This window comes from Acidimicrobiales bacterium (assembly GCA_022452145.1).
In the GTDB taxonomy this organism is placed as follows: Bacteria; Actinomycetota; Acidimicrobiia; order Acidimicrobiales; family MedAcidi-G1; genus UBA9410.
Genome location: JAKURY010000013.1, coordinates 44,557 through 65,496, shown reverse-complemented (window position 1 = coordinate 65,496; position 20,940 = coordinate 44,557). Strand labels below are relative to the sequence as shown.

22 protein-coding genes are annotated in these 20,940 nt (G+C 69.9%); 5 read left to right on the top strand and 17 right to left on the bottom strand.

Annotated features, from left to right (window positions below):
• Position 1: 1 nt before the first annotated feature.
• The 16 genes from murC to MK177_06515 all read right to left on the bottom strand — a co-directional run bounded on the left by murC (position 2) and on the right by MK177_06515 (position 15,795).
• The gene (gene murC, locus MK177_06590) at positions 2-1,384 is read right to left on the bottom strand and encodes a UDP-N-acetylmuramate--L-alanine ligase (protein MCH2426986.1); all 1,383 of its coding nucleotides are present in this window, start codon (positions 1,382-1,384) and stop codon (positions 2-4) included.
• Positions 1,377-2,534, bottom strand: a complete 1,158-nt coding sequence (locus MK177_06585) for a UDP-N-acetylglucosamine--N-acetylmuramyl-(pentapeptide) pyrophosphoryl-undecaprenol N-acetylglucosamine transferase (protein MCH2426985.1) — start codon at positions 2,532-2,534, stop codon at positions 1,377-1,379. The genes murC and MK177_06585 overlap by 8 nt, the downstream gene beginning before the upstream one ends.
• Positions 2,531-3,676: a putative lipid II flippase FtsW gene (gene ftsW, locus MK177_06580; GenBank protein MCH2426984.1), complete on the bottom strand. Its 1,146-nt coding sequence runs from the start codon at positions 3,674-3,676 to the stop codon at positions 2,531-2,533. The genes MK177_06585 and ftsW overlap by 4 nt, the downstream gene beginning before the upstream one ends.
• Positions 3,673-4,983: a UDP-N-acetylmuramoyl-L-alanine--D-glutamate ligase gene (gene murD, locus MK177_06575; protein MCH2426983.1), complete on the bottom strand. Its 1,311-nt coding sequence runs from the start codon at positions 4,981-4,983 to the stop codon at positions 3,673-3,675. Before murD ends, ftsW begins: the two co-directional genes overlap by 4 nt.
• Complete coding sequence (gene mraY, locus MK177_06570; protein MCH2426982.1) at positions 4,980-6,017, bottom strand: phospho-N-acetylmuramoyl-pentapeptide-transferase; 1,038 nt, start codon at positions 6,015-6,017, stop codon at positions 4,980-4,982. The genes murD and mraY overlap by 4 nt, the downstream gene beginning before the upstream one ends.
• A complete protein-coding gene (locus tag MK177_06565) occupies positions 6,014-7,435 on the bottom strand; it encodes a UDP-N-acetylmuramoyl-L-alanyl-D-glutamate--2,6-diaminopimelate ligase (protein ID MCH2426981.1) in 1,422 nt (473 codons plus the stop codon). Before MK177_06565 ends, mraY begins: the two co-directional genes overlap by 4 nt.
• Before the next feature lies 1 nt (position 7,436).
• Complete coding sequence (locus MK177_06560) at positions 7,437-9,266, bottom strand: penicillin-binding protein 2 (protein ID MCH2426980.1); 1,830 nt, start codon at positions 9,264-9,266, stop codon at positions 7,437-7,439.
• A 50-nt stretch (positions 9,267-9,316) separates the two neighbouring features.
• Positions 9,317-9,724 (bottom strand): septum formation initiator family protein, encoded by a 408-nt coding sequence (locus MK177_06555; protein MCH2426979.1) that lies wholly within the window; start codon positions 9,722-9,724, stop codon positions 9,317-9,319.
• Positions 9,721-10,683: a 16S rRNA (cytosine(1402)-N(4))-methyltransferase RsmH gene (gene rsmH / locus MK177_06550; GenBank protein ID MCH2426978.1), complete on the bottom strand. Its 963-nt coding sequence runs from the start codon at positions 10,681-10,683 to the stop codon at positions 9,721-9,723. Before rsmH ends, MK177_06555 begins: the two co-directional genes overlap by 4 nt.
• Before the next feature lie 245 nt (positions 10,684-10,928).
• Positions 10,929-11,354, bottom strand: coding sequence for a hypothetical protein (locus MK177_06545; GenBank protein ID MCH2426977.1), 426 nt, complete (start codon positions 11,352-11,354; stop codon positions 10,929-10,931).
• Positions 11,355-11,612: 258 nt separating this feature from the next.
• Positions 11,613-12,185, bottom strand: a complete 573-nt coding sequence (locus MK177_06540) for a hypothetical protein (GenBank protein MCH2426976.1) — start codon at positions 12,183-12,185, stop codon at positions 11,613-11,615.
• Between the two features lie 83 nt (positions 12,186-12,268).
• Positions 12,269-12,532: a hypothetical protein gene (locus tag MK177_06535; GenBank protein ID MCH2426975.1), complete on the bottom strand. Its 264-nt coding sequence runs from the start codon at positions 12,530-12,532 to the stop codon at positions 12,269-12,271.
• Between the two features lie 8 nt (positions 12,533-12,540).
• Positions 12,541-13,455, bottom strand: coding sequence for an ROK family protein (locus MK177_06530; GenBank protein ID MCH2426974.1), 915 nt, complete (start codon positions 13,453-13,455; stop codon positions 12,541-12,543).
• 44 nt (positions 13,456-13,499) lie between these two features.
• Positions 13,500-13,898: a DUF3040 domain-containing protein gene (locus MK177_06525; protein MCH2426973.1), complete on the bottom strand. Its 399-nt coding sequence runs from the start codon at positions 13,896-13,898 to the stop codon at positions 13,500-13,502.
• Between the two features lie 88 nt (positions 13,899-13,986).
• A complete protein-coding gene (locus MK177_06520; protein ID MCH2426972.1) occupies positions 13,987-15,231 on the bottom strand; it encodes a DNA polymerase IV in 1,245 nt (414 codons plus the stop codon).
• A gap of 12 nt (positions 15,232-15,243) precedes the next feature.
• On the bottom strand, positions 15,244-15,795 hold the full coding sequence (locus MK177_06515; GenBank protein MCH2426971.1) for an NUDIX hydrolase: 552 nt from the start codon (positions 15,793-15,795) through the stop codon (positions 15,244-15,246).
• A gap of 78 nt (positions 15,796-15,873) precedes the next feature.
• Here MK177_06515 and MK177_06510 point away from each other — a divergent pair, with 78 nt between their 5' ends.
• The 5 genes from MK177_06510 to MK177_06490 are packed head-to-tail and all read left to right on the top strand — an operon-like array spanning position 15,874 to position 19,785.
• On the top strand, positions 15,874-16,179 hold the full coding sequence (locus MK177_06510) for a hypothetical protein (protein MCH2426970.1): 306 nt from the start codon (positions 15,874-15,876) through the stop codon (positions 16,177-16,179).
• Positions 16,180-16,194: 15 nt separating this feature from the next.
• The gene (locus MK177_06505; GenBank protein ID MCH2426969.1) at positions 16,195-16,986 is read left to right on the top strand and encodes an inositol monophosphatase; all 792 of its coding nucleotides are present in this window, start codon (positions 16,195-16,197) and stop codon (positions 16,984-16,986) included.
• A gap of 58 nt (positions 16,987-17,044) precedes the next feature.
• Positions 17,045-17,725, top strand: a complete 681-nt coding sequence (locus tag MK177_06500; GenBank protein ID MCH2426968.1) for a response regulator transcription factor — start codon at positions 17,045-17,047, stop codon at positions 17,723-17,725.
• An 18-nt stretch (positions 17,726-17,743) separates the two neighbouring features.
• Positions 17,744-19,129 (top strand): HAMP domain-containing histidine kinase, encoded by a 1,386-nt coding sequence (locus tag MK177_06495; protein ID MCH2426967.1) that lies wholly within the window; start codon positions 17,744-17,746, stop codon positions 19,127-19,129.
• Positions 19,129-19,785 (top strand): GerMN domain-containing protein, encoded by a 657-nt coding sequence (locus tag MK177_06490; protein ID MCH2426966.1) that lies wholly within the window; start codon positions 19,129-19,131, stop codon positions 19,783-19,785. The genes MK177_06495 and MK177_06490 overlap by 1 nt, the downstream gene beginning before the upstream one ends.
• Here MK177_06490 and MK177_06485 read toward each other — a convergent pair.
• A complete protein-coding gene (locus MK177_06485; protein ID MCH2426965.1) occupies positions 19,745-20,923 on the bottom strand; it encodes an aminotransferase class I/II-fold pyridoxal phosphate-dependent enzyme in 1,179 nt (392 codons plus the stop codon). The two genes, MK177_06490 and MK177_06485, sit on opposite strands and share 41 nt — an antisense overlap.
• Between the last annotated feature and the right edge of the window lie 17 nt (positions 20,924-20,940).

The window sequence follows — 20,940 nt, the reverse complement described above, 5'->3', positions numbered from 1 at the left end:
GTCAACCGACTCCCAGCCTCACCCGGAGCTGGTCGGGCACGGCGGTGAGGTCACCGGCGCCCATGGTCAGGCAGAGGTCCCCGTCCCGGAGCTCGGAGGCCAGGGCGGCCACCAGGTCCTCCCGACGGGCCACGTACCGAACGTCCATCCCCGGTCGGTCGCGCAGGACCGCGTCCACCACGAGGCGGCCCGACACGCCTGGTCGGGGCGCCTCACCCGAGGGGTACACGTCGGTCACGTAGAGCACGTCGGAACCATCGAAGGATTCACCGAACGACGACCAGAGGGCCTCGGTGCGACTGAACCGGTGCGGCTGGAACACCGCCACGATCCGGGCGAACCCACCGCTCCTGGCGGTTTCCAGCGTCGCCACGACCTCCGTCGGGAGGTGCGCGTAGTCGTCCACGAGGACCACCCCGCCAACCTGGCCCCGGTGCTCGAACCGGCGGGCCACGCCACCGAAACGCGCCAACGCACCGGCCACGTCCGACGGGTCCGCCCCGGCGTGGACGGCGACAGCCGCCGCCGCGGCGGCATTCCGCGCGTTGTGGAGGCCGGGGACCGGCAGCTCCAGGCTGAACGCACCGGTGGTTGGCCCGGCCAGGGTGAACCGGACACCCTCCCAGGACTCCTGCACGTCGAAGAGCCGCCAGTCGGCCCCGTCGGAGGTGCCCACGGTCCCGGTTCCGTGCCGGGCGGCCAGGGCAGCCCCCTCCTCGTCGTCCACGCCGACCACAACCGGGCCCTCGACAGCTTCGACGAACCGGTCGAAGGCCTCCAGGAGTGCCTCGAAGCCCCCGTGGTGCTCCAGGTGGTCCGGCTCGAGGTTGGTGACCAGCCCGTACCGGGTGGACAACCGGAGGAACGAGCCATCGCTCTCGTCGGCCTCCACCACGAAGATGCTTCCCTCGTCCCAGGCCGCACCCGTCCCGATCTCGTTGACGTCGCCTCCGATGATGAACGACGGACGGAGCCCGGCCTCTCGGAGTACCAGGGCCAGCATGGACGCCGTCGTGGTCTTCCCGTGGGTGCCGGCCACGGCGATCGTGTCGCGCAGGCCGCTGATGGCCCCCAGCACCTCCGCCCGGCTGAGCAGGGGGATCCCACGTTCGATAGCGGCCCGGCACTCGGGGTTGCCATCGGGCACCGCCGTGGACCGGGTCACCAGGTCCGCGCCGCCGACCTGGTCGGCCGCGTGCCCCACCCGCACGTCCACGCCCAGGGCGGCCAGGCGTTCCAGGCCGGAGGATGCCTTCAGGTCGGACCCGCTCACCGTGTGCCCCATGGACACCAAAACTTCAGCGATGGCGCTCATGCCGGCTCCCCCAACACCGACCACGTGTACGTGCGTCGGAGCCGACAGGTCGAGCATGGGTTCAGGCATCGGGCCCATCCTCACGCCGGGGAGCCGCGTGGTGGGCGATGAGGTCGGCCAGCCGGTCGGCAGCCTCCGGCCGTCCCGCAGCTCGGGCGGCCGCGGCCATGGTCCCCAGGCGCTCGGGATCGGCGAGAAGGGGTCCCAGGAGCTCGGCGAGGGCCGGGCCGTCGAGCTCGTCGTCCGGGAACAGCAGGGCCCCGCCGGCCTCGACCAGGTGCCGGGCGTTGGCCGTCTGGTGGTCGCCGGGAGCCCCGGGCAGCGGAACCAGGACGGATGGCACCCCGAGGACCGTGATCTCGGCGATCGATGTGGCACCAGACCGGCAGAGCACGAGGTCGGCGGCGGCCAACAGCGTCGGCAGGTCGTGTTCGTACTCCACGGCCCTGTACTCGACATCCGTAGGCACAGCTGTCGCCATCTCGCCGGCCGACCATCCACGGGCACCCACCACGTGGCTGACCACGAGAGGCCCGCCCGTCCAGCCCTCGACGAAGCCAGCCACGGCCCGGTTGATCCGACGGGCGCCCAGCGAACCACCAAAGACGACGAGGAGGGGACGGCCCTCCAGCCCGAGGCTCCCCCGTCCGGTCCTCCTGCCGCCGGCTTCCAAGCGGATCCGGGCACGTACGGGGTTCCCGGTCAGCTCGGCTCGCGGCAGGGGCGTGCCGGCGAACGAGACGGCGCAGACCCGGGCGAACCGGCCCAGGAGGCGGTTGGCCGCTCCGGGCACCGCGTTCTGCTCGGCGACCAGGAGCGGAACGCGCAGGGCGACGGCCGCCAGCCCGCAGGGGATGCTGGCATAGCCACCGAGTGAGAGCACGGCCCGGGGCCGGGCCCGCATGAGGAGAAGGAACGCCCTGAGCACGCCGGCGGCCAGGCCCACGAGTGCTCCGACGTTGGCCGGCGTCAGGCGACGCTGGACGCCACGACCACCCAGGACGGTCAGGCCGAATCCGGCCGCGGGAACCAGGTCAACCTCGATCCCTCGTTGACTCCCGACGAGGTGCACCTCCCCGGGTCCTGCGACGACACCCCGTTCGACCAGGGCGTCGGCCACGGCCAATCCGGGCAGGACGTGCCCGGCCGTCCCGCCCCCGGCGATCACTATTCCCCCGCGGACCGGTCCGTCGATCCGATCTGCCCGCCTAGCGCTCACCGCGACTGCCGGGCCACGTTCAGGAGGATCCCGAAGGCCGTCAGGGTCAGCACCATCGAGCTCCCGCCGTAGGAGACGAAGGGCAACGGGACTCCCGTGATGGGAAGCACGCCCAGGACGGCACCGATGTTGACGAAGGCCTGGATGAGGATCCACGAGGTGATCCCGGCGGCCAGGAGTTGCCCGAACCGATCGGGTGCACGGAACGCCGTAGAGAGCCCCACCGTTCCCAGGACCAGGTAGGCGAGGATCACGGCCATCGCCATGATGAAGCCCAGTTCCTCGGCCACGATGGCGAAGATGAAGTCGGTCTCGGCGAACGGGAGGAAGCCCCACTTGGCCCGACTGGCACCGAGGCCCATCCCCCACAACCCGCCGTTGGAGATGGCCACGCCGGCCTGGATTGTCTGCCAACCGGTGTTCAGGGGGTCGTTCCACGGATTGAACACGGAGAAGAGGCGGTCCCGGCGATAACCGGCGCTGAGGCCCATCCCGGCCGCCAGGCCGAGGCCCAGCACGCCCGCCAGAGCGAGGGAGCCCAGACGCAGGCCGGCGAAAAAGACCATGGAGGCCACGATGGCCGCCATGATCATCGCCGTGCCCATGTCAGGCTCGAGGAAGATCAGCCCACCCACGCCGGCCAGCACGACCAGCATCGGCCCGAGCGTCAGGCGGGTGGCGGTCGCCGGTCGTGACGAGAGCAGCGCTGCGCCGTAGACGATCACCGCCAGCTTGGCGAACTCGGACGGCTGGAATGAGACAGTCCCGATGCCGAGCCAACGAGCCGACCCGTTGGCCCGGATGCCGATCCCGGGAACCAGCACCAGCGCCAAAAAACCGATGGCGAGGACCAGGCCGGGACGGGCGAGGTTCCTCAGTCGCCGGTAGTCGATGTGCAGCATGGTGAACAGGCCCACCAGGCCGATGGCCACCCACAGGACCTGGCGGCGGAGGTGGTGCCAGGCGTCCCCGTAGGTCCGGAGGTCGGACACCGAGGAGGAGGAGAGCACCATCACCATTCCCAGGAGGCCCAGGAGCATGGCGGTCGACCAGAGAACCAGGTAGCGGACCGGTGGTCCGCTGGTCCTCCCGGCCCGCCGCGCGGTCCCGATGGCAGCCCCGCCGGCCCCGTCCGCCCTCATACTTCCCCGGTTCCGGCGAGGCTCCGGACGATCCGCTGGAAGTCCCGTCCCCTGTCCGCATAGGAGCCGTACCAGTCGAAGGAGGAGCATCCCGGCGAGAGGAGGACCGTTCCGGTGCCGGCAGCCGATCGTCGGGCCGCCCTGACGGCCTCCTCCATGCTGGAGGCGACGACGACCGGGCAACGGCCGTCGAACGCAGCCGCCACGGCATCGGCTGCCTCCCCGATCGCCACGACGGCGCCGGGCCGGCCGTCGGCCAGCCGGGTGAGGTCCAGTCCCTTGTTGCGACCGCCGGCGATGAGCACAGCTCCGGGGAGACCCGACAGCGCGGTCAGGGTTGCGTGAGGTGTCGTGGCCTTGCTGTCGTCCACGTACCGGACGCCGTCGACCTCTGCCACGAACGACATGCGGTGCTCCAGCCCACCGAAGCCCCGCAGCGAGTCGGCGCAGGCCTCGACCGTGGCACCGCTCCGGACGGCCACGGCACATGCCGCCTGGGCGTTCTCCAGGTCATGGGGCATCGAGCGCGGCAGGGCCGCCACCTCCACGACCGGGCTTCCGTCCAGCAGCAGGAGCCCCGATTCGATGCGACACGCGGCGTCCGGTGTGCCGAACCCGGTCGCCCCAGCAGGCGCCCTGGCGGCCACCACCGGGTCGCCGAGGTTGGCCACCGCATCGGGGGGTGAGGCGATCCCCTCCCAGATCCGGGCCTTGGCATCCTCGTAGGAGGCCAGGTCGGCGTGGACGTCGAGGTGGTCGGGAGCGAAGTTCAACCAGGCCGCGGGCGAGGCGGCGAAGTTGGCGGCGTGGCCCAGCCGGAAGGAGGAGGCCTCCACGACGAACAGGTCGGCCTCGGCGTCGTCGATGGCGGCCACCAGCGGCGTGTCGGTGTTGCCCGACGGCAGGGCACGGAGTCCCGACCGTTCCAGCATGTCGGCGACCAGAGTGACCACGGTCGTCTTTCCGTTGGTCCCGGTCACGGCGCACCGGGGGCGGTCATCCCAGCGTGCGGCCAGGTCGGACTCGTCCAGGACCACGACGCCTGCGGCCTTCGCCGCGGCGAAGACCGGATGCCCGTCGGGTATGCCGGGAGCGACGACCACCTCAGTCGCCCGGCCCACCAGACGGGGCCAGTCCCCGGGGGCCGGTGCCTCGACCAACTCGACGGCGAGGCGTTCTGCAAAGGCCCGGGCCACAGCTCCCGGCCGATCATCCACCCCCAGCACCTCCACGTCGCGACGGACCAGGGCATCCATCACCGCCCTTCCGGTCACGCCCAGGCCCAGGACGAGAACCCGGCCGCTCACCGGCCCACCACCCCGGAGGCGATCGAGTCGGCGTAGAAGATCCCGAGCCCGAACGCCGTGCAGAGTCCGGACATGATCCAGAAGCGGATGATCACCGTGGTCTCAGGCCAGCCGCGCAGCTCGAAGTGGTGATGCAGCGGGGCCATCCGGAACACGCGCCGACCACCCAGCAGCCGGAAGCTGCCGACCTGCAGGATGACCGACACCGTCTCGGCCACGAACAGCCCGGCCACGATTGGCAGCAGCAGATGGGTGTTGGTGGTCAGGGCCAGCGTGGCCAGGCCTGTGCCGATTGCCAGGGAGCCGGTGTCCCCCATGAAGATCCGGGCCGGGGCCGCGTTCCACCAGAGGAAGCCCAGACAACCACCCGCCATGGCCGCGGCCACCACCGCCAGGTCCAGAGCGTGGGCCACGTCGTAGGTCTCCGGGTAGCGGAACTGCCAGAAGGCCACCACCGTGTAGGCCCCGAAGCAGAACGTGCCGGCGCCGGCCGCCAGGCCGTCCAGGCCGTCGGTGAGGTTGACCGCATTCGCCGACCCGATGATGAGCAGTACGGCCCAGACCGCCCACAGGGTGCTCCCGAGTTCCAGGCCCGGCTGGTCGAAGCGTGTGAAGGAGAGCTGCGTGTGAGTCGGTGCGTGCTCCAGCATCAGGACGGCGAACGTCACGGCGACCCCCAGCAGGCCGAGCATCTTGGCCCGCTTGTTCAGGCCCAGGCTCCGTTCCCGGACGACCTTGATCCAGTCGTCCATCAGGCCTACGGCGCCACCGCCCATGATGGCCAGCATCACGAAGATCCCGCTCCGCGTGTAGATACCCCGGTAGAGGTCGCTCAGGACGTAACCCAGAAACGCCCCGCCCACGATGGCCAGGCCGCCCATGGTGGGCGTACCGGCCTTGGTGGCATGGCCTTCGGGACCGTCGTCCCGAATAGGTTGACCTATCCGCAGCCTCGTCAGCCACCAGATGAGGACCCTGGTGCCGGCCATGGCGGAGGCCATGGCGATCGCCGCAGCGAGGAGGAGCCGGATCATCCGGCGACACCTCCGGAGGACATCCGGGCCCACTCCTGGCGGGCCACCGTACGGTCGTCGAACGGCGTGAGGAGTCCCGCCGCCTCCTGGACGTCCTCGTGGCCCCTACCGGCTACCAGCACCAGGTCGTCCACTTCCGCCAGGGCCAGTGCACCCGCGATTGCCTGTCGTCGGTCGGGTTCGATGAGGGCGGGGGCACGATCCATACCGGACAGGATGTCCGCGATCACCCCCCTGGGTGGTTCACCCCTCGGGTTGTCTGACGTCACGACCACCAGGTCGGCACCCGTCTCGGCGACCGCTCCCATCTCCGGACGCTTTCCAGCGTCACGCTCACCCCCGCAACCGAACACGACCAGGACCCGACCCCCGGCCACCTCGCGGGCCGTGGCGAGCGCACCGGACAGGGCATCCGGGGTGTGGGCATAATCGACGACCAGCGTGGGCCCACCCTCCAGGAACACCGGCTCGAAGCGCCCGGGTACGGGCAGAGCGCTAGCCAGGCCTTCGACCACCCGCTCATCGACGACGCCGAGGGCCGACGCCAGTTCGGCGGCAACCAGGGCATTGGCTATCGTAAAGCGGCCCCCGGTGGCCACCTCGACGGAACGACCCCGCCACTCGAACCGGACACCGTCGGGCCTCAACGACCCTTCAGCGGGGCCCTGGGTCACCTCGGTCACCGCAAGCCCGGCCTCCGCCGCCCGAACGGCAATTCGGCTACCTGCCGCACCATCGACCACCACGACCGCCCGATCGGCGAAGGATCCGTCGAACAGCCTGGCCTTGGCGGCCTCGTAGTCCGCCATCGAACCGTGGAAGTCCAGGTGGTCCCGACTCAGGTTGGTGAACCCCACCAGGGCGAACCGGGTGCCGTCCACCCGATGTTGGGAGAGCGCATGCGATGACACCTCGACGGCGGCCGTCTCGACGCCTTCCAGTACCCATCGGCCCAGCATCGCCTGCAGGTCGGTGGCCTCCGGGGTGGTCCGCCCGCCGGACAGGGTCCCGTGGGCTGCGGTACGCCGACCGTCGATGGCAAAGATCGAGGTGAGCAGGTGGACGACGCTGGTCTTTCCGTTGGTTCCGGTCACGCCCACGAGCTCGAGCTGGTGCGAAGGCCAGCCATGGACGGCTGCGGCCATCAGCGCCATGGTGGACCGAACGGACGGGACCACGACGGTCGGCACCGGAAGGTCCAGCGGACGTTCAACGACCACAGCGCAGGCACCGGCCCGCACGGCTGCCGCCGCAAAGTCGTGACCGTCGTGGGAGGCACCCGGAACGCAGCAGAACACGTCTCCCGTCCCGACCTGGCGGGAGTCGTGGGCCACGCCGGCCACCTCTGGGCCGTCCGAATCCGCCGGCATGGCCGGGTCGGCGACCCCGGCGGCCCGGAGCAGGGCGCCGAGCCGCATGTCAGCCGCCGGTCGCAGAGGAGGCGACCACGCCGCCGGATTCCTCGAGCCGCGCCGCTTCGGCAGCCTCACGGAGGAGCGCGTGTCGGGCAGGGGTGAGGGCGATCACACGCCCTTCTTCGTCCAGGCCGACCCGTTCCTCCTCCGAGGGGATCCGGAGCTGCCGTACGGCGAACTGGGCGAACTGGGCGAACACGGGAGCGGCAACCCTCCCGCCGGAGTACGCCTGCCCGGAGGGCTCGTCCACCACCACCAGCACGGCCAGCTGTGGGGCCTCAGCCGGCAGGAATCCTGCGAAGCTGGCCACGTAGGCCCGATCGCCCTTGCTGCCGTAGCCGCCGGTCGGGCTGGGCTTCCAGGCAGTGCCGGTCTTACCGGCAACCCGGTAGCCGGGGACCTGCCCCCTGGTCCCAGTACCGGTGGCCACGACCTGCTCCATCATTGCCACGACCTCGGCAGCCACAGCGGCGGGCACGACTCTCATGGACGGGCCGGGGCGTCGGGGATCGAACACCCCCCCATCGTCCCGCGTTCCGAGGACCAGGGTGGGCGCGGGCCTGACTCCGCCGTTGGCGAGGGCCGCGTAGGCAGTCAACATCTGCAGTGGGGTCGTCGACACTCCCTGTCCGATTGCGATCGTGGGCAGCGAGGTCCCCGACCACTCCCCGACCGCAGGGAGGATGCCCCGGGCCTCGCCGGGGAAGTCCAGGTCGGTGACGGATCCGAGACCGAACTCGCGGAGTTGTTCGTGGAGCGCCTCGGGCCCGAGCTCCAGGGACCACAGGATGGTCCCCACGTTCGAGGAACGGCGCATGATCTCCGCCACCGTGAACTCCTCGGTCTCGTGGAACGGTGCATCGCTGAAGGTGGCGTCGTGGACGTCCAGGCGCGGTGGCACCTCGCGCACGGTGTGCGGCGCGGCCACCGCCCGGTCCAGGATCGCTGAGAAGGTCAGGGGTTTGATGATCGAACCGGGCTCGTAGGTCCAGGTGACTGACCGGTGCTCGGAGGAGATGTGCACCGTGCCGTCCGAAGAGCGCTTGACGGTCACCGACGCCAGGATCTCGCCGGTCGCCGGGCGCATGGCGATCAGGACTCCGCCCTGCCCACCGGCGGAGTCCACGCCCTCCAGGAGGAGGCGCTCAGCTTCGAACTGGAGGGCACGATCCAGGGTGAGCACGAGTGTCCGTCCGTCGCTGGCCGGCTCGAGCGAGTACTCGCCGCCGGGAATGGACGCACCCCGCATGCCCACCTCCACGACCTTCTCCCCATCGGTCCCGGACAGGAGGCCGTCGTAGACCAGTTCCATTCCGCTGATCCCGTTGGAGTCGATGTCCGTTCTACCCAGGACCGCCAGTGCGGAGTCCTCACCGGGTCGGACCCGCACCCACTCCTCCTCGACGTAGACGCCGGTGATGTCGAGGGCGAGCGTGGCGGCGGCGACCTCGTCGCTGACCTGGCGGTCCAGGTAGACGAAGCTCCGGTCACTGGAGAGGCGTCGCTCCAACACCCCGCGGTCGACTCCCAGCACCTGGGCCAGAGCTCGGGCCGCCAGTGTCGGGTCCTCCACACGCCGCGGGTTGGCGACCATCGACTGCCCGGGCACCGACAGGACGAGGTCGACGCCGTTTCGATCCACGATCGCCCCGCGTCCGGCCCTCAACTCCACGGTCCTGATGCGCTGGGCCTCGCCATGGGCCACGAACCTGTCGGGTTCCAGGAGCTGCAACCCGGTGAGGCGCCATCCGAACAGCCCGGCGACCAGCGTGAGCGCCAGGCCGCCGACGACGGCCCGGCGGCCGAAGCGCTTCTGGGTCTCCCGATCTGGCACCGATGTGGCCGCGCCGCGACCGAGGGCCGCGGACCCGTCGGGTTGCCGACTCATCGGTAGGACCGGGAAAAGGGGTCACCGACCGGAGCGGGGAGCACGGTCAACGGATCGCCCGGCACCACCGAATACAGGAATATGCGCTCCGGGTAAACTAGGCCGAGTCGACCACCGGCCACCTCCAGGATCCGACCCGGGCTCTCGAGGCGTGCCACCTCCGCTCGGAGCACCTGGGCCCGTTCGTGGCCGTCCTCCAGCCGTTGCTGGAGCCGATCGAACTCGAACTGCCCGCTCACCACCACGCTGTGGAATGCGGCGAGGGTGAGCAGCGTGGCGAAGAAGCCGAAGACGGCAAGGGCACCGGCTACCCCGACGGCCGAACGAGCCGTGGTCCGCTCGGCCACGCGCTCGCCGGTCCGGCGTTCCAGCGCAGTCCGGGGCGGTCGGAGGACTGCGGTCATCGGCGTTCCAGCACCCTCAGGCGGGCGCTGGCCGCCCGGGGATTGGCTGCCGCCTCGACGGCGCCGGGAACCCGGCCACCACGACGAGGGAGCACGGCCAGCGGCGTCGCACCACAGGCACACGGAAGGCGGGGTGGACAGGTGCAGCCACCGGTCGCGGCCAGGTCGAAGCACCGCTTCACGATCCGGTCCTCTCCCGAGTGGTATGAGAGCACCGCTCCCCGACCGCCGGCCACCAGGCGCCCGATGGCCTCCTCCAGGGAGTCAGCCAACTGCTCCAACTCGGCGTTCACCTCTATGCGAATGGCCTGGAAGGTGCGCTTCGCCGGGTGCCCACCCCTGCGCCGGGCCGGTGCGGGGATGGCGTCGCGGACGACCTCGGCCAGGCGGGCAGTGTCGGCAACCGGGCGGGCTGCTATGACCGCCCTGGCGATACGACGTGCGTGGCGTTCATCTGCGTTGTCGATCAGTATGCGTGTAAGGGCCCGCTCGTCGTAGCAGTTGACGACGTCGGCTGCGGTGAGCGACTGGCGCCGGTCCATTCGCATGTCCAACGGTCCGGCATCCCTGTAGCTGAAGCCTCGCTCGGCATGGTCCAACTGTGGGGAGGAGACGCCGAGGTCGAACAGGAAGCCGGCAAGGCCATCGATGGCCATCTCGTCCAGGACGCCTCCCAGGTCGATGAACGCCGATCGGCGCAGTTGGATCCGATCGCCGAAGCCGGAGAGGCGCCGCTCCGTCGCCGCGAGGGCCTGGTCGTCGCGGTCGAGGCCGACGACACGGAGGTCAACGCGGAACTCCAGGATCGCCTCGGCGTGGCCGCCACCGCCGACCGTGGCGTCCAGCACGACGCCACCCGGGACGTCGGCCAGGGCTGCCAGGACCTCTTCGACCATCACCGGCTGGTGGTGGAACCCGGTCGGTCCCCTCCCGCTGTCGTCATCGCGATGGTCCGTCATTGTCCGTTCCGCCGATCCGGTGGCCGAGACGATCCCGACCCCGTCGGCTCGTCCTTCGACCGTCCCCCGATCGGCTGGCGCACGTCGGGATGTCTCCCCGAATCGGGCTGGATGGCAAGCGGGCGGAGTAGGGGCCTCCCATCCTGCCGACCGGGGGACGGTCCAGGGACGAGCCGGTCGTGGACCGGCCGCCGTGGTCATCTGGTGTCGTCGTTCACGCTTCCTCTCGGTCGGATGCCCATCGGTCAGATCCCGATTCCCTGCAGGAAGGCGTCGGCAACCGACCTGTCCAGGCCCGGAGCCATTTCCGACCACGTCGTCGGATTCCAGATCTCGATCCAGTCGATGGCCCCGCAGACCATGACCTCGTGTTCGAGGGAGGCGAGGGTGCGCAGCTTCTCTGGAATCATCACGCGACCCTGGGCATCTGGCCGGACCGTTGTGGAGTTGTACGCCAGGCCACGGCGTACCCGGGCCTCCACCTCGCCGGTCCGGATCTGCTCCTTCAGCCGGGACAGCATTTCGTCGAAGCCTTCCGGGGTCCAGAGGGCGAGGCATCCCGCATGGGGCGTGAGGTAGGCGGCACCCGAGAAGTCGCTGCGGAACTTGGCCGGAAGGACCAGGCGACCCTTCTCGTCCAGAGAGTGTTCGTGGGTTCCCACGAATGCCATGGCCGTTCCTCCCCTTCCCGTCTCGTCCGGTCGACGTCCCGTCGGAGCGGCGGAAGCCTCCGGGATGCCGAAGCGTCACTCCGATCCCCCACTTCTCCGATATTAATCACCATATTACCCCTTTTTCTCCCACCACAGCAAATGATTCCTCCACCGGGGCACACGGGTGGCCGTTCACGAACCTGACTTCCAGATGGCCCGAGGCTGAGGGCCGGAGATGACGGGATCCAGCGGTCCCGTTGGTGGGCCCGGGCCCGGTCAGGGCAGGTGGGAGAGCAGCGCCTCGAGCAGTGGACCCGACCGGACAGGAATGGCACCGGCCGCCGCTGCCAGATGCCGCTCCGCCTCCTCCGGGGGCGTGAGGCCGAGCAGGTGGACCAACTCCGACCCCGACCACTCCAGGAGGGCCGCACACTGGAAACGGGCCCCCGAGCGGTCCCGGCGCTGGCTTATACCCACCGACTTGCGCCCCCCGACCAGCACCTCGCCCGGTCCCACTCCGGCGAAGCAGACCAGGTCGCCCCACGGCCCCGGTTCCAGCGGACCCCGGTGGACCGCGCCGTCGATGCCCAGGTCGGCCAACGCCGCGCTCCACGCCTCGCCCAACCACCAGGTGGACCGACCCACGTCCTCATCCCACAGGACGTCGTTCCGGGGCAGGAGGACGTCGACCCAGAGCACGCCGTCGGGTCGGAGCAGGACCGCCCCGCCACCGGAGCGTCGCCGGACGACGTCGATGCCCGGGCCCACGCACACATCCCGCTGGGCGCTGCCCAGCACCAGGGTCGGTCGGTCTATCTCGTGGACCAGCAGCGACCTCGCTGCAATCATCCCGATCGGACCATGCCGCTCGGCCACCGTCCCCGTCGGACGTTCCAGGATCCAGCCCATCGCAACGCCCTCCACTATCGCCGTCAGTCGACTGTTGGAAGGCCGCTGCGTACCCCCTCGGGGAACCGTCGGGCCCACTCCAGCCAGATCAGGACGTCCGCCACCGTCGGCGGGGCATCCGGATCCCCGTACTGGGTGATGGCCCGGAAGCGGGCGTAGGGAACCGCCGGCACAGGAAGGAACGGGGGACGATGCCACCAGCCCCGGCCGGCCAGCCGGAACGCCTGGCGTACGGACACTGACCAGAGCCTGGGACGGAGTACCACGGCAACCAGGATGCGGACCATCCACCCATTCATGAACCGACCGCCACATCGGCCCCGGCGCCCCACAGCCGGGCATGGTGCCAGACGGCCGCAGCACCGAGGAGCGGCCCGTCCGCACCCAGGCCGGCGGGAACGACCCTCGCTCCACGGGTGAACTCGAGGCCGCACTCGCTGTCCAAGCGCCTCTGCGCCGCATCGAAGAACGGGGTACCGAATCCGAGAGCCACCGAGCCGGCCACCACCGCCAGCCGCAGGTCAAGAAGGTTCACCACCGTCGCCACCGCCTTTCCAACCAGGTCGCCGGTCCGACTACGGACCTCCGGAGTCGCCATGGCAGGGGGCGCTCCGGTCTGGCGCTGGATCGCCGGTCCAGAGGCGACCGCCTCCAAGCAGCCCCGGTTGCCACAAGCGCAGGGTGGCCCGTCAGGGTCAACCACCACGTGGCCCACGTGCCCGGCATTGCCAGCCGCCCCGTCCAGGAGGCGCCCGTCCAGGACCACGCCGCCGCCGACCCCGGTTGACACCACCATCGCCAGATAGTTCCGCTCACCCACCGCCGCTCCACACCAACCCTCGCCCAGGGCGAGTGCCTTGGCGTCGTTGTCGACCTCGACCGCCGCTCCGGTCCGCTCGGCCAACCGCGCGGCCAACGGGAAGTCCCTCCACTGCCCGATGTTCAGCGGAGATACCAACAGGCCACCCCCGGTCATCGGGCCACCGCAGCCCACGCCGATTCCGACAACCGGGCCGAGGGCCAGCAGTGGGTCGACGATGCCAATCAGCTCCTCGAACAGCGCTTCGCCGTCGACACCCGCCGTGGCAGCCCGCCGGCTGTCGAGGATGCGGCCGGAGGAATCCACCAGCCCGGCCTCGAGCTTGGTCCCGCCGATGTCGACGGCCAGTACGGGCGCAGACCCCTCGCAGGCCACTACGACAGATGTCATCGCGACGAAGGCCCAGGGAGCTACCAGGCCATAGGACGCCCGAATCAGGCGCGGCCCTGGTCCCCCCGGCGGAAGCGATCGCGCATCTGCTCCCGTACCTTCGCCCGGGTCCCCCCGACGGCATCGCGTAGGCCGGTGGCCCGCCCGGAACCGACGGCCGTCCGGAGGCCGACCCGGCCCACCTGTCGGGCGTTGCGCTCCAGGGTGAGAGCGGCTCCGAGCATCACCAGGAAGCCGACGAATGCCAGCAGGAAGGAGGTGGACAGGGTGGCGACCATCACCGTGACCCCGGCCACGAACAAGACGATCGCCCACTTCATGCTACGAAGGGGCTGCGTGTAGACCGTGGTCTCGCTCACCTCACGCACGAGGTCGGGATCGGTCTCCAACAACTGGTCTTCGATCTCGCTGAGGATTCTCTCCTCGTCCTCGGACAGTGGCACCTGGCAGTTCCTCGCCTAGCCGGTCGTGTGACTCTCCGTAAAGCATCGCACAACGGGTCTCCAGCGACAACGCGCCGACCCGAGGATCTCAGTCCTCGGGACCCCACTGGCCATCGCCCCGTTCCCGGGGACGCAGCCCTTCGGGGCCCACCGTGGTCGCCGGACCGATGGATCCGACCCCGAAGCGGTCGCGGATGCGGTCGACCGCCTGTTCCGCCTCCAGCCAGCCCGGATCCCCGAGGTCCTCGAACCGGAGTTGGCGGACAGAGCCATCCCGGAGGCCGCTGAGCGACACCCCCAGCAGGCGGATACCCGACATCGTGTCCAGCGACTCCATGAGGCCCGTGGCGACCTCCAGGATCTCCACCACGAGGTCAGTGGCATCCGGGAGGGTCTGCGACCGGCTGACGGTGGTGAAGTCCGGAAAGCGAACCTTCACCGTCACCGTGCGCCCCGCCACGCCCGCCTCCCTCAGCCTCCGCCCCACCGCATCGACCATGCGGATCAACTCGCGTCGCAGATCCCCGGGTTCGGTCAGGTCACGGGAGAAGGTCTCCTCATGGCCGATCGACCTCACGGACTGGGCGGGGTCCACCCGACGCTCGTCGATGCCCCGGGCCAGACGCCAGAACTGGGCCCCGGCGACCCGACCGAACGATGACACCAGCGTCGGCTCGGGAACGGCGCGCAGTTCGGCCACCGTCCGGACCCCGAGTCGCTGGAGGCGCTCGAGCGTGCGCGGCCCGACTCCCCAGATGGCCTCCACCGGCAGCGGATCCAGGAACTCCCGGATCCCGTCGGCCGGCACCACCTGGACTCCACGACCGGGAGCCGGGCCGTCCATTCCGGCAGTCGGTTTCGCCTGTGCACTGGCCAGTTTGGCCAGGAACTTGTTGGCTGCGATCCCGACGCTGCAACCCAGGCCCTCCTCTGCCAGGACGTCGCTTCGGATGGCCGCAGCCACCTCGGTCGGTGGCCCGTGGAGTCGCACGACGCCGGAAACGTCCAGGAACGCCTCGTCCAGCGACAACGGCTCGACCAGCGGCGTGTAGCGACGGAAGATCAGCATCACCCGGCGGCTCACCTCGCCGTAGTGCCGGTGATCACCCGGGAGGAACACCACGTCCGGGCAGAGGCGCCGGGCCCGCGTCGACGGCATGGCCGAGCGCACCCCGTAGGCCCGGGCCTCGTAGGAGGCCGCTGCCACCACCCCGCGCTCACCGTCGCCGCCCACCACCACCGGAAGGCCACGCAACTCCGGTCGCCGTACCAACTCGGCGGACACGAAGAAGGCATCCATGTCCACGTGGAGGATCGGGGTGGGCTGGGTCACCGGCGGAGACCGTCAATCGACACCGGCGTCGAGGCGTTCGACCACCAGATCCGATGGATTGGAGCCGCGGGCCACGTACCCGAAGTGTGGTACCCCGTCGCCCGGATCCTTCGGCAGGAAACCTGACATCCACGCCGTGACTGGCTCGCGGACCCACCGTGGTGCGGTCGCCAGGAGCCGGCGTGCCTCGTCGGGGTCCGCGAAGCGGGCGTCCTCCACGATGTCGTCCGGATCGTCCAGGGCCAGGTCGCCGTGCCATGAACGGGCCAGGTGGACCTCCACGCCCAGCAGCATGTAACGGTCCGGGAAGTCCACCGTCACCCGGTAGAGCGCTTCGGACCACCCGTCCACGGTCAATCCGGTCTCCTCCACCACCTCGCGCGACAGCGCATCCAACGACGCCTCGCCGTAGTCCACCACCCCGCCCGGAGGGGTCCACTCCAGACGACCGTCGCGACGACGGTTGGCCACCAGCAGGGTCGAGCACTGCTCCGTCAGGAGGCCGCCCACCACGTGGTAGCTCTCTGGGCCTCCGTCCCACCGTCGAGCCGCACCGTCACCCACCGGCGCAGTCTGGCACCTCCCGGTGAAGGGCCTCCCGACGGCCGGGCTGCCCTTCCGGATGGCGATAGCCTCCGGGCCGTGAACGGCGTTCGGTCCCGAACCGTCGGTTCCGTCCCGTCGGCGGCACCCTCGACGACGGCCCGGCTGCTGGCGCTCCTGGCCATCCTGGTGGCCGGCGTCTGCGGCGGGCTGGTCGGCCACTCCGTGACGAACCTCCAGTGTGCCGACGAATGCCCCACGCTCGCCGGGTCCATGGGGGTCCTGGGCGCCGGCCTGGCAGCCGTCGGGGTGGGCATCGTCGCCGTCCTCGCCCTGCGTGCCATGTCCGAATGGCGGACCAGCCAACTCCAGCAGGCGGCCCGGGACGACCACCCGGTCGACTGACCCCTACCAGGTTCCATGGCCGACCCCGCCGCCCTCCGCGACCTGGCCCTAGACATAGCCCGGGCCGTCGCCCCGGAACTCCGTCGCCTGGCCGGGGCCGTCGACGTCTCGGGGACCAAGACCACGGTGACCGACCTCGTCACCGAGGTCGACCGGTGGTCCGAGGAGCAGATCGTGGAACGCATCCTGGATGCCCGCCCGAACGACTCAGTACTCGGCGAGGAGGGCACCGGGGTCGACGGAACCTCCGGCGTCCGATGGGTGGTCGACCCGATAGACGGCACCACCGATTTCGTATACGGCCACCCGGGGTTCTCAGTGTCCATCGGCGTCGAGGTGGATGGCCGACCGGCCGCCGGGGTCGTCGTCGACCCCCTCCTGCAGGATGAGTTCTGTGCCGCGGTGGGCCATGGAACGACCCGCAACGGTCGGCCGGTGCGGGTGAACCAGGTCGACGACCTCTCCTCGGCCCTGGTGGCAACGGGCTTCGGATACGACCCCGGGCGACGCCGCCGACAGGCCGAGGCCCTGGTGGCCGTCATCGGCAACGTCCGCGACATCCGACGCTGCGGCGGGGCGGCCACGGACCTGGCCTCGGTGTCCTGCGGCCGGGTGGATGCCTACTTCGAGCGCGGGCTGAACCCCTGGGACTGTGCGGCCGGCATCCTGCTGGTAACCGAAGCCGGTGGACGTGTGACCGACCTGGAGGGCCAGCCGACCACCGGGGAGATGGTCGTGGCCGCCCCGGTAGGCCTGCACGGACCACTCCTCGACCTCCTCCGCTCCGCGGGTGCCGAGGTGGCCTGATGCGTACCGGATCGCCCGATATGGGACAGCGGTGCCCTCCATGGGGCAGCATCTCCCCATGAGCACCCGCATCCTGACCGTCGAGGACGACCAGCGGATCCGCACCGCGGTCCGCCTGGCCCTCGAGGAGGAGGGGTGGGACGTCGAAGAGACGGCCAGTGGAGAGGAGGCCCTTGAGGCCTTCACGCGTACGCCGGCCGACGTCGTGCTGATCGACATCATGCTGCCCGGAATGGACGGCTTCGAGGTCTGCCGGAGCATCCGCCGCCTGGGTGACGTCCCCATCGTCATGGTGACGGCCCGCTCCGACAGCCACGACGTGGTGGCCGGTCTGGAGGCCGGCGCCGACGACTACCTCCGCAAGCCCTTCGATCCCAAGGAGCTCTCAGCCCGAATCCGGGCACTGCTCCGCCGGATCCGACCTGACGCCGACAGGCCGACCCAGATCCAGGTCGACCAGCTGGAGGTACTCCCCGAGGCAGGTGTCGTCCGCTACCGCGGCGAGGAGGTCCACCTCACACGGACCGAGTTCAGGTTGCTCCTCGAATTGGCCACAAACCCCGACCGCGTCCTCAGCCGCGAGGACCTGCTCGAACGGGTCTGGGGCTACGACTACTTCGGGGACGGTCGCCTCGTAGACGTCCACGTCCGGCGCCTGCGCATGAAGATCGAGCCCGACCCTGCCAACCCCCGCTACGTGGTCACCGTTCGTGGCATGGGCTACAAGCTCCAGACCTGAGCAGGGTTGGACGTGCCGATGACCGACGACACCACCCGGCTGGGGCTCGGTGCCCAGATCTCGGTCATGTTCGCCATCGGCGGGCTGTTCATCTCGGTCCTGCTGGGCGGAATGACCCTGCTGCTCACCCGCCAGCAATTGCTCGACACCCGGGAGGACGCCGCTGCGGCCATGGCAGTGAGCAACGCCACCCGGCTCTCCAACCAGCTCACCCCGGACTCCTCCATCGAGGACCTCCCCACCATCGTCGACTCCCTGACCAGGATCGAAGGTGGTCAGAGGATCATCCGGCTCGCCGACGACTGGCTCCTCGCACCCGAGCTGGACCGGGCCGATCTGCCGGAATTGCTGGTGGCCCGGCTGGCCGACCGGCGCTCCGGACAGATGCTGGCAAGGGTCCGGGGCGAGCCACGGTTCGTGGTCGGCATCCCGCTGGTCGCCTTCGACGCCGACTACTACACGATCAGCGACCTCTCCGAGGTCGAGCGGACCCTGGACGACCTCCGGTTCGTGCTACTGGGTACGGGCGCCGTGACCACGATCCTGGCCGCCCTGCTCGGGTCCTGGGCCAGCCGTCGAACGCTCCGCCCACTACGTCGGGTCCGGGAAGCCGCCGAAGCAATCGCCGGTGGGCGACTGGACACCCGTCTCGGAGCCCAGGCCGATCCCGACCTGGACCGACTCTCGGACTCCTTCAACGAGATGGCTCGGGCGCTCGAGGGGAGGATCCAACGGGACGCCAGGTTCGCCTCGGACGTCAGCCACGAGCTCCGCAGCCCGCTAACGACCCTCATGGCCGGGGTCGGGGTGCTGGAGTCACGCCGGGGGGAACTCTCGGAGCGGTCCCAGACCGCCCTCGACCTGCTGGTCGCCGACCTGGAGCGCTTCAACAGGCTGGTCAACGACCTACTGGAGATCTCCGGATTCGACGCAGGGATGGCGGCCCTGGACCTGGCCGATGTCGACATCGCAAGGTTCCTCGAGGCGACTGCCCGGGGTACCGGGCGGGTTCCGCTCCGGCTGCCCGACGATTCCAGTTCCATCGTCATCGTCGCCGACAAGCGCCGCCTCGCCCGCGTCATGTCCAACCTCCTTGACAACGCCGAGCGCTACGGCGGCGGAGCCACGGCCATGGCCCTCGAGCACGACGAGTCGCTCCGGATCATCGTTGAGGACGAGGGTGCCGGCGTCCCGGTACGGGAACGCGAGGCGATATTCGAGCGCTTCTCCCGCGGCTCGGCCGGAGGACGTCGGACCGACGACGGCGGAACGGGACTCGGCCTCAGCCTCGTGGTCGAGGACCTCCGCCTCCATGGTGGCCGGGTGTGGGTGGAAGACCGCCCCGACGGCCGACCGGGCGCCCGCTTCGTGCTCGAGCTGCCCCTCCCCGGGGAGGGTGCCTGATGGGCGTTCGTAGCCCGATCACCGCCCTGTTTGTCGTTGCCGTCCTCGCCGGCTGCGCGATCCCCATCGACGATCAGGCCCGAAACCTCGTGGCCGAGCTTCCCGACGCCCTCCTGCCCGCTGCGTCGACCACCACCGAGGCCCCGGCCCCCACGGAGTCGGTGCAGATCTACATGGCCCGGCTGACTGAGGACGACCGGATGATCCTGGAGGTCGTCGACCGGGAGATCGCAGGAGACGGATCCATCAACGTCATCCTCGACAAGGTCCTCGCAGGGCCCACCGCCGCCGAACAGGAGTCCGAGCTCATCTCCCCGTTCGCCGAGGGCTCCACGGTGATCGGCACGGTCCTCGTCAATGGCCTGCTGGAGATCCACCTCGACAGCCTGGACGGCTTCCCCCAGGATGACAGCGCCGGCAACCGGCTGGCCTTCGCCATGCTGGTCTGCACGGCGGTGAACCTGGTTGCCGGTGCCGAGATCGACCGGGTGGCCATCCTGCTCGCCGGCGATGAGGGCCTCGAGGCCATCAACGTGCCGGTCAGCGACGGCGATCCCCCCGAGGAGGGGGCTCCGGTGACCTGCGGGAACTACGTCGGCTTCCTGGCCAACCAGGTCACGGATCCAGGCGATCCAACGCTCCCCTCAGGTTCCTGACCGCCTGGCCGATCCGCTGTTCGTTCTCGATCAGGGCGAAGCGCACATGGCCCTCGCCGCCCGGGCCGAAGCCCAAGCCGGGTGAGACGGCGACGTTGGCCTCCCGGACCAGGAGGGAGGCGAACTCCACCGATCCCATGGAGCGGTAGGGCTCCGGAATGGGGGCCCAGGCGAACATCGTTCCCTTCGGTGGCTGGATGGCCCATCCGATCCGGTTCAGACCGTCACAGAGGGCATCCCGACGGGACTGGTAGATGCCGCACACCTCGGAGGGATGCTCCGAGGCCTCGTTCAGGGTCACGGTGGCCGCTATCTGGATCGGTTGGAACGTGCCGTAGTCGAGGTAGGACTTCAGCTTGGTGAGGGCTGCCACCACCCCGGCGTTGCCGACCATGAAGGCCACCCGCCACCCCGCCATCGAATAACTCTTAGTCATCGAATAGAGCTCGACAGCCACTTCGTCGGCGCCGGGCACCTGGAGGATCGAGGGCGGTCGGTAGCCGTCGAACCCGAGGTCCGCATAGGCGAAGTCGTGGACCAGCACCACGTCACGCTCACGGGCGAAGCCCACGACCTCCTCCATGAACGCAAGGTCCACACAGGCCGTCGTGGGATTGTGGGGAAAGGAGAGGACGATCACCCGCGGTCTGGGCCACGAGTAGTCCCAGCCATCCTTCAGCATGGCTATGAAGTCGCCGTCGGTGGTGAACGGCATCTCCCGCACCTCGGCACCGGCGAACAGCGGCGAATAACGGTGGATCGGATACGACGGGGACGGGACGAGGGCGGCGTCGCCAGGTTGCAGGAGCACCCACATGAGGTGGGAGAACCCCTCCTTGGCGCCGATCGTGTTGAGTACCTGGGTCTCCGGATCCAGGTCGACGTCGAAGCGGCGCTTGTAGAGGTCGGCGACAGCCTCTCGCAGCTTCGGAATCCCGCGACTTGACGAGTAGCGGTGGTTCCGGGGGTTGTGCACCGCCTCGCAGAGCTTTTCCACGGCCACGTCGGGCGAAGGCAGGTCGGGGTTGCCGAAGCCTAGGTCGATCACGTCCTCGCCGGCCCTGCGTGCCTCCACCTTGAGCGTGTCGATGATCGTGAATACGTACGGTGGCAGCGAGGTGATGCGCCGGAACTCCATCGTCGGAGCGTACCTGT

Bases quoted from the DNA above. Each gene is read 5' to 3' on its own strand.
- MK177_06490 (MCH2426966.1), top strand. From the start codon at position 19,129: ATGGGCGTTCGTAGCCCGATCACCGCCCTGTTTGTCGTTGCCGTCCTC.
- murC (MCH2426986.1), bottom strand. From the start codon at position 1,384: ATGCCTGAACCCATGCTCGACCTGTCGGCTCCGACGCACGTACACGTG.
- MK177_06545 (MCH2426977.1), bottom strand. From the start codon at position 11,354: ATGGCATTCGTGGGAACCCACGAACACTCTCTGGACGAGAAGGGTCGC.
- MK177_06505 (MCH2426969.1), top strand. From the start codon at position 16,195: ATGGCCGACCCCGCCGCCCTCCGCGACCTGGCCCTAGACATAGCCCGG.
- MK177_06565 (MCH2426981.1), bottom strand. From the start codon at position 7,435: ATGCGGCTCGGCGCCCTGCTCCGGGCCGCCGGGGTCGCCGACCCGGCC.
- MK177_06530 (MCH2426974.1), bottom strand. From the start codon at position 13,455: ATGACATCTGTCGTAGTGGCCTGCGAGGGGTCTGCGCCCGTACTGGCC.
- MK177_06535 (MCH2426975.1), bottom strand. From the start codon at position 12,532: ATGGTCCGCATCCTGGTTGCCGTGGTACTCCGTCCCAGGCTCTGGTCA.
- mraY (MCH2426982.1), bottom strand. From the start codon at position 6,017: ATGATCCGGCTCCTCCTCGCTGCGGCGATCGCCATGGCCTCCGCCATG.
- MK177_06495 (MCH2426967.1), top strand. From the start codon at position 17,744: ATGACCGACGACACCACCCGGCTGGGGCTCGGTGCCCAGATCTCGGTC.
- MK177_06540 (MCH2426976.1), bottom strand. From the start codon at position 12,185: ATGATTGCAGCGAGGTCGCTGCTGGTCCACGAGATAGACCGACCGACC.
- MK177_06555 (MCH2426979.1), bottom strand. From the start codon at position 9,724: ATGACCGCAGTCCTCCGACCGCCCCGGACTGCGCTGGAACGCCGGACC.
- rsmH (MCH2426978.1), bottom strand. From the start codon at position 10,683: ATGACGGACCATCGCGATGACGACAGCGGGAGGGGACCGACCGGGTTC.
- MK177_06500 (MCH2426968.1), top strand. From the start codon at position 17,045: ATGAGCACCCGCATCCTGACCGTCGAGGACGACCAGCGGATCCGCACC.
- MK177_06485 (MCH2426965.1), bottom strand. From the start codon at position 20,923: ATGGAGTTCCGGCGCATCACCTCGCTGCCACCGTACGTATTCACGATC.
- ftsW (MCH2426984.1), bottom strand. From the start codon at position 3,676: ATGAGGGCGGACGGGGCCGGCGGGGCTGCCATCGGGACCGCGCGGCGG.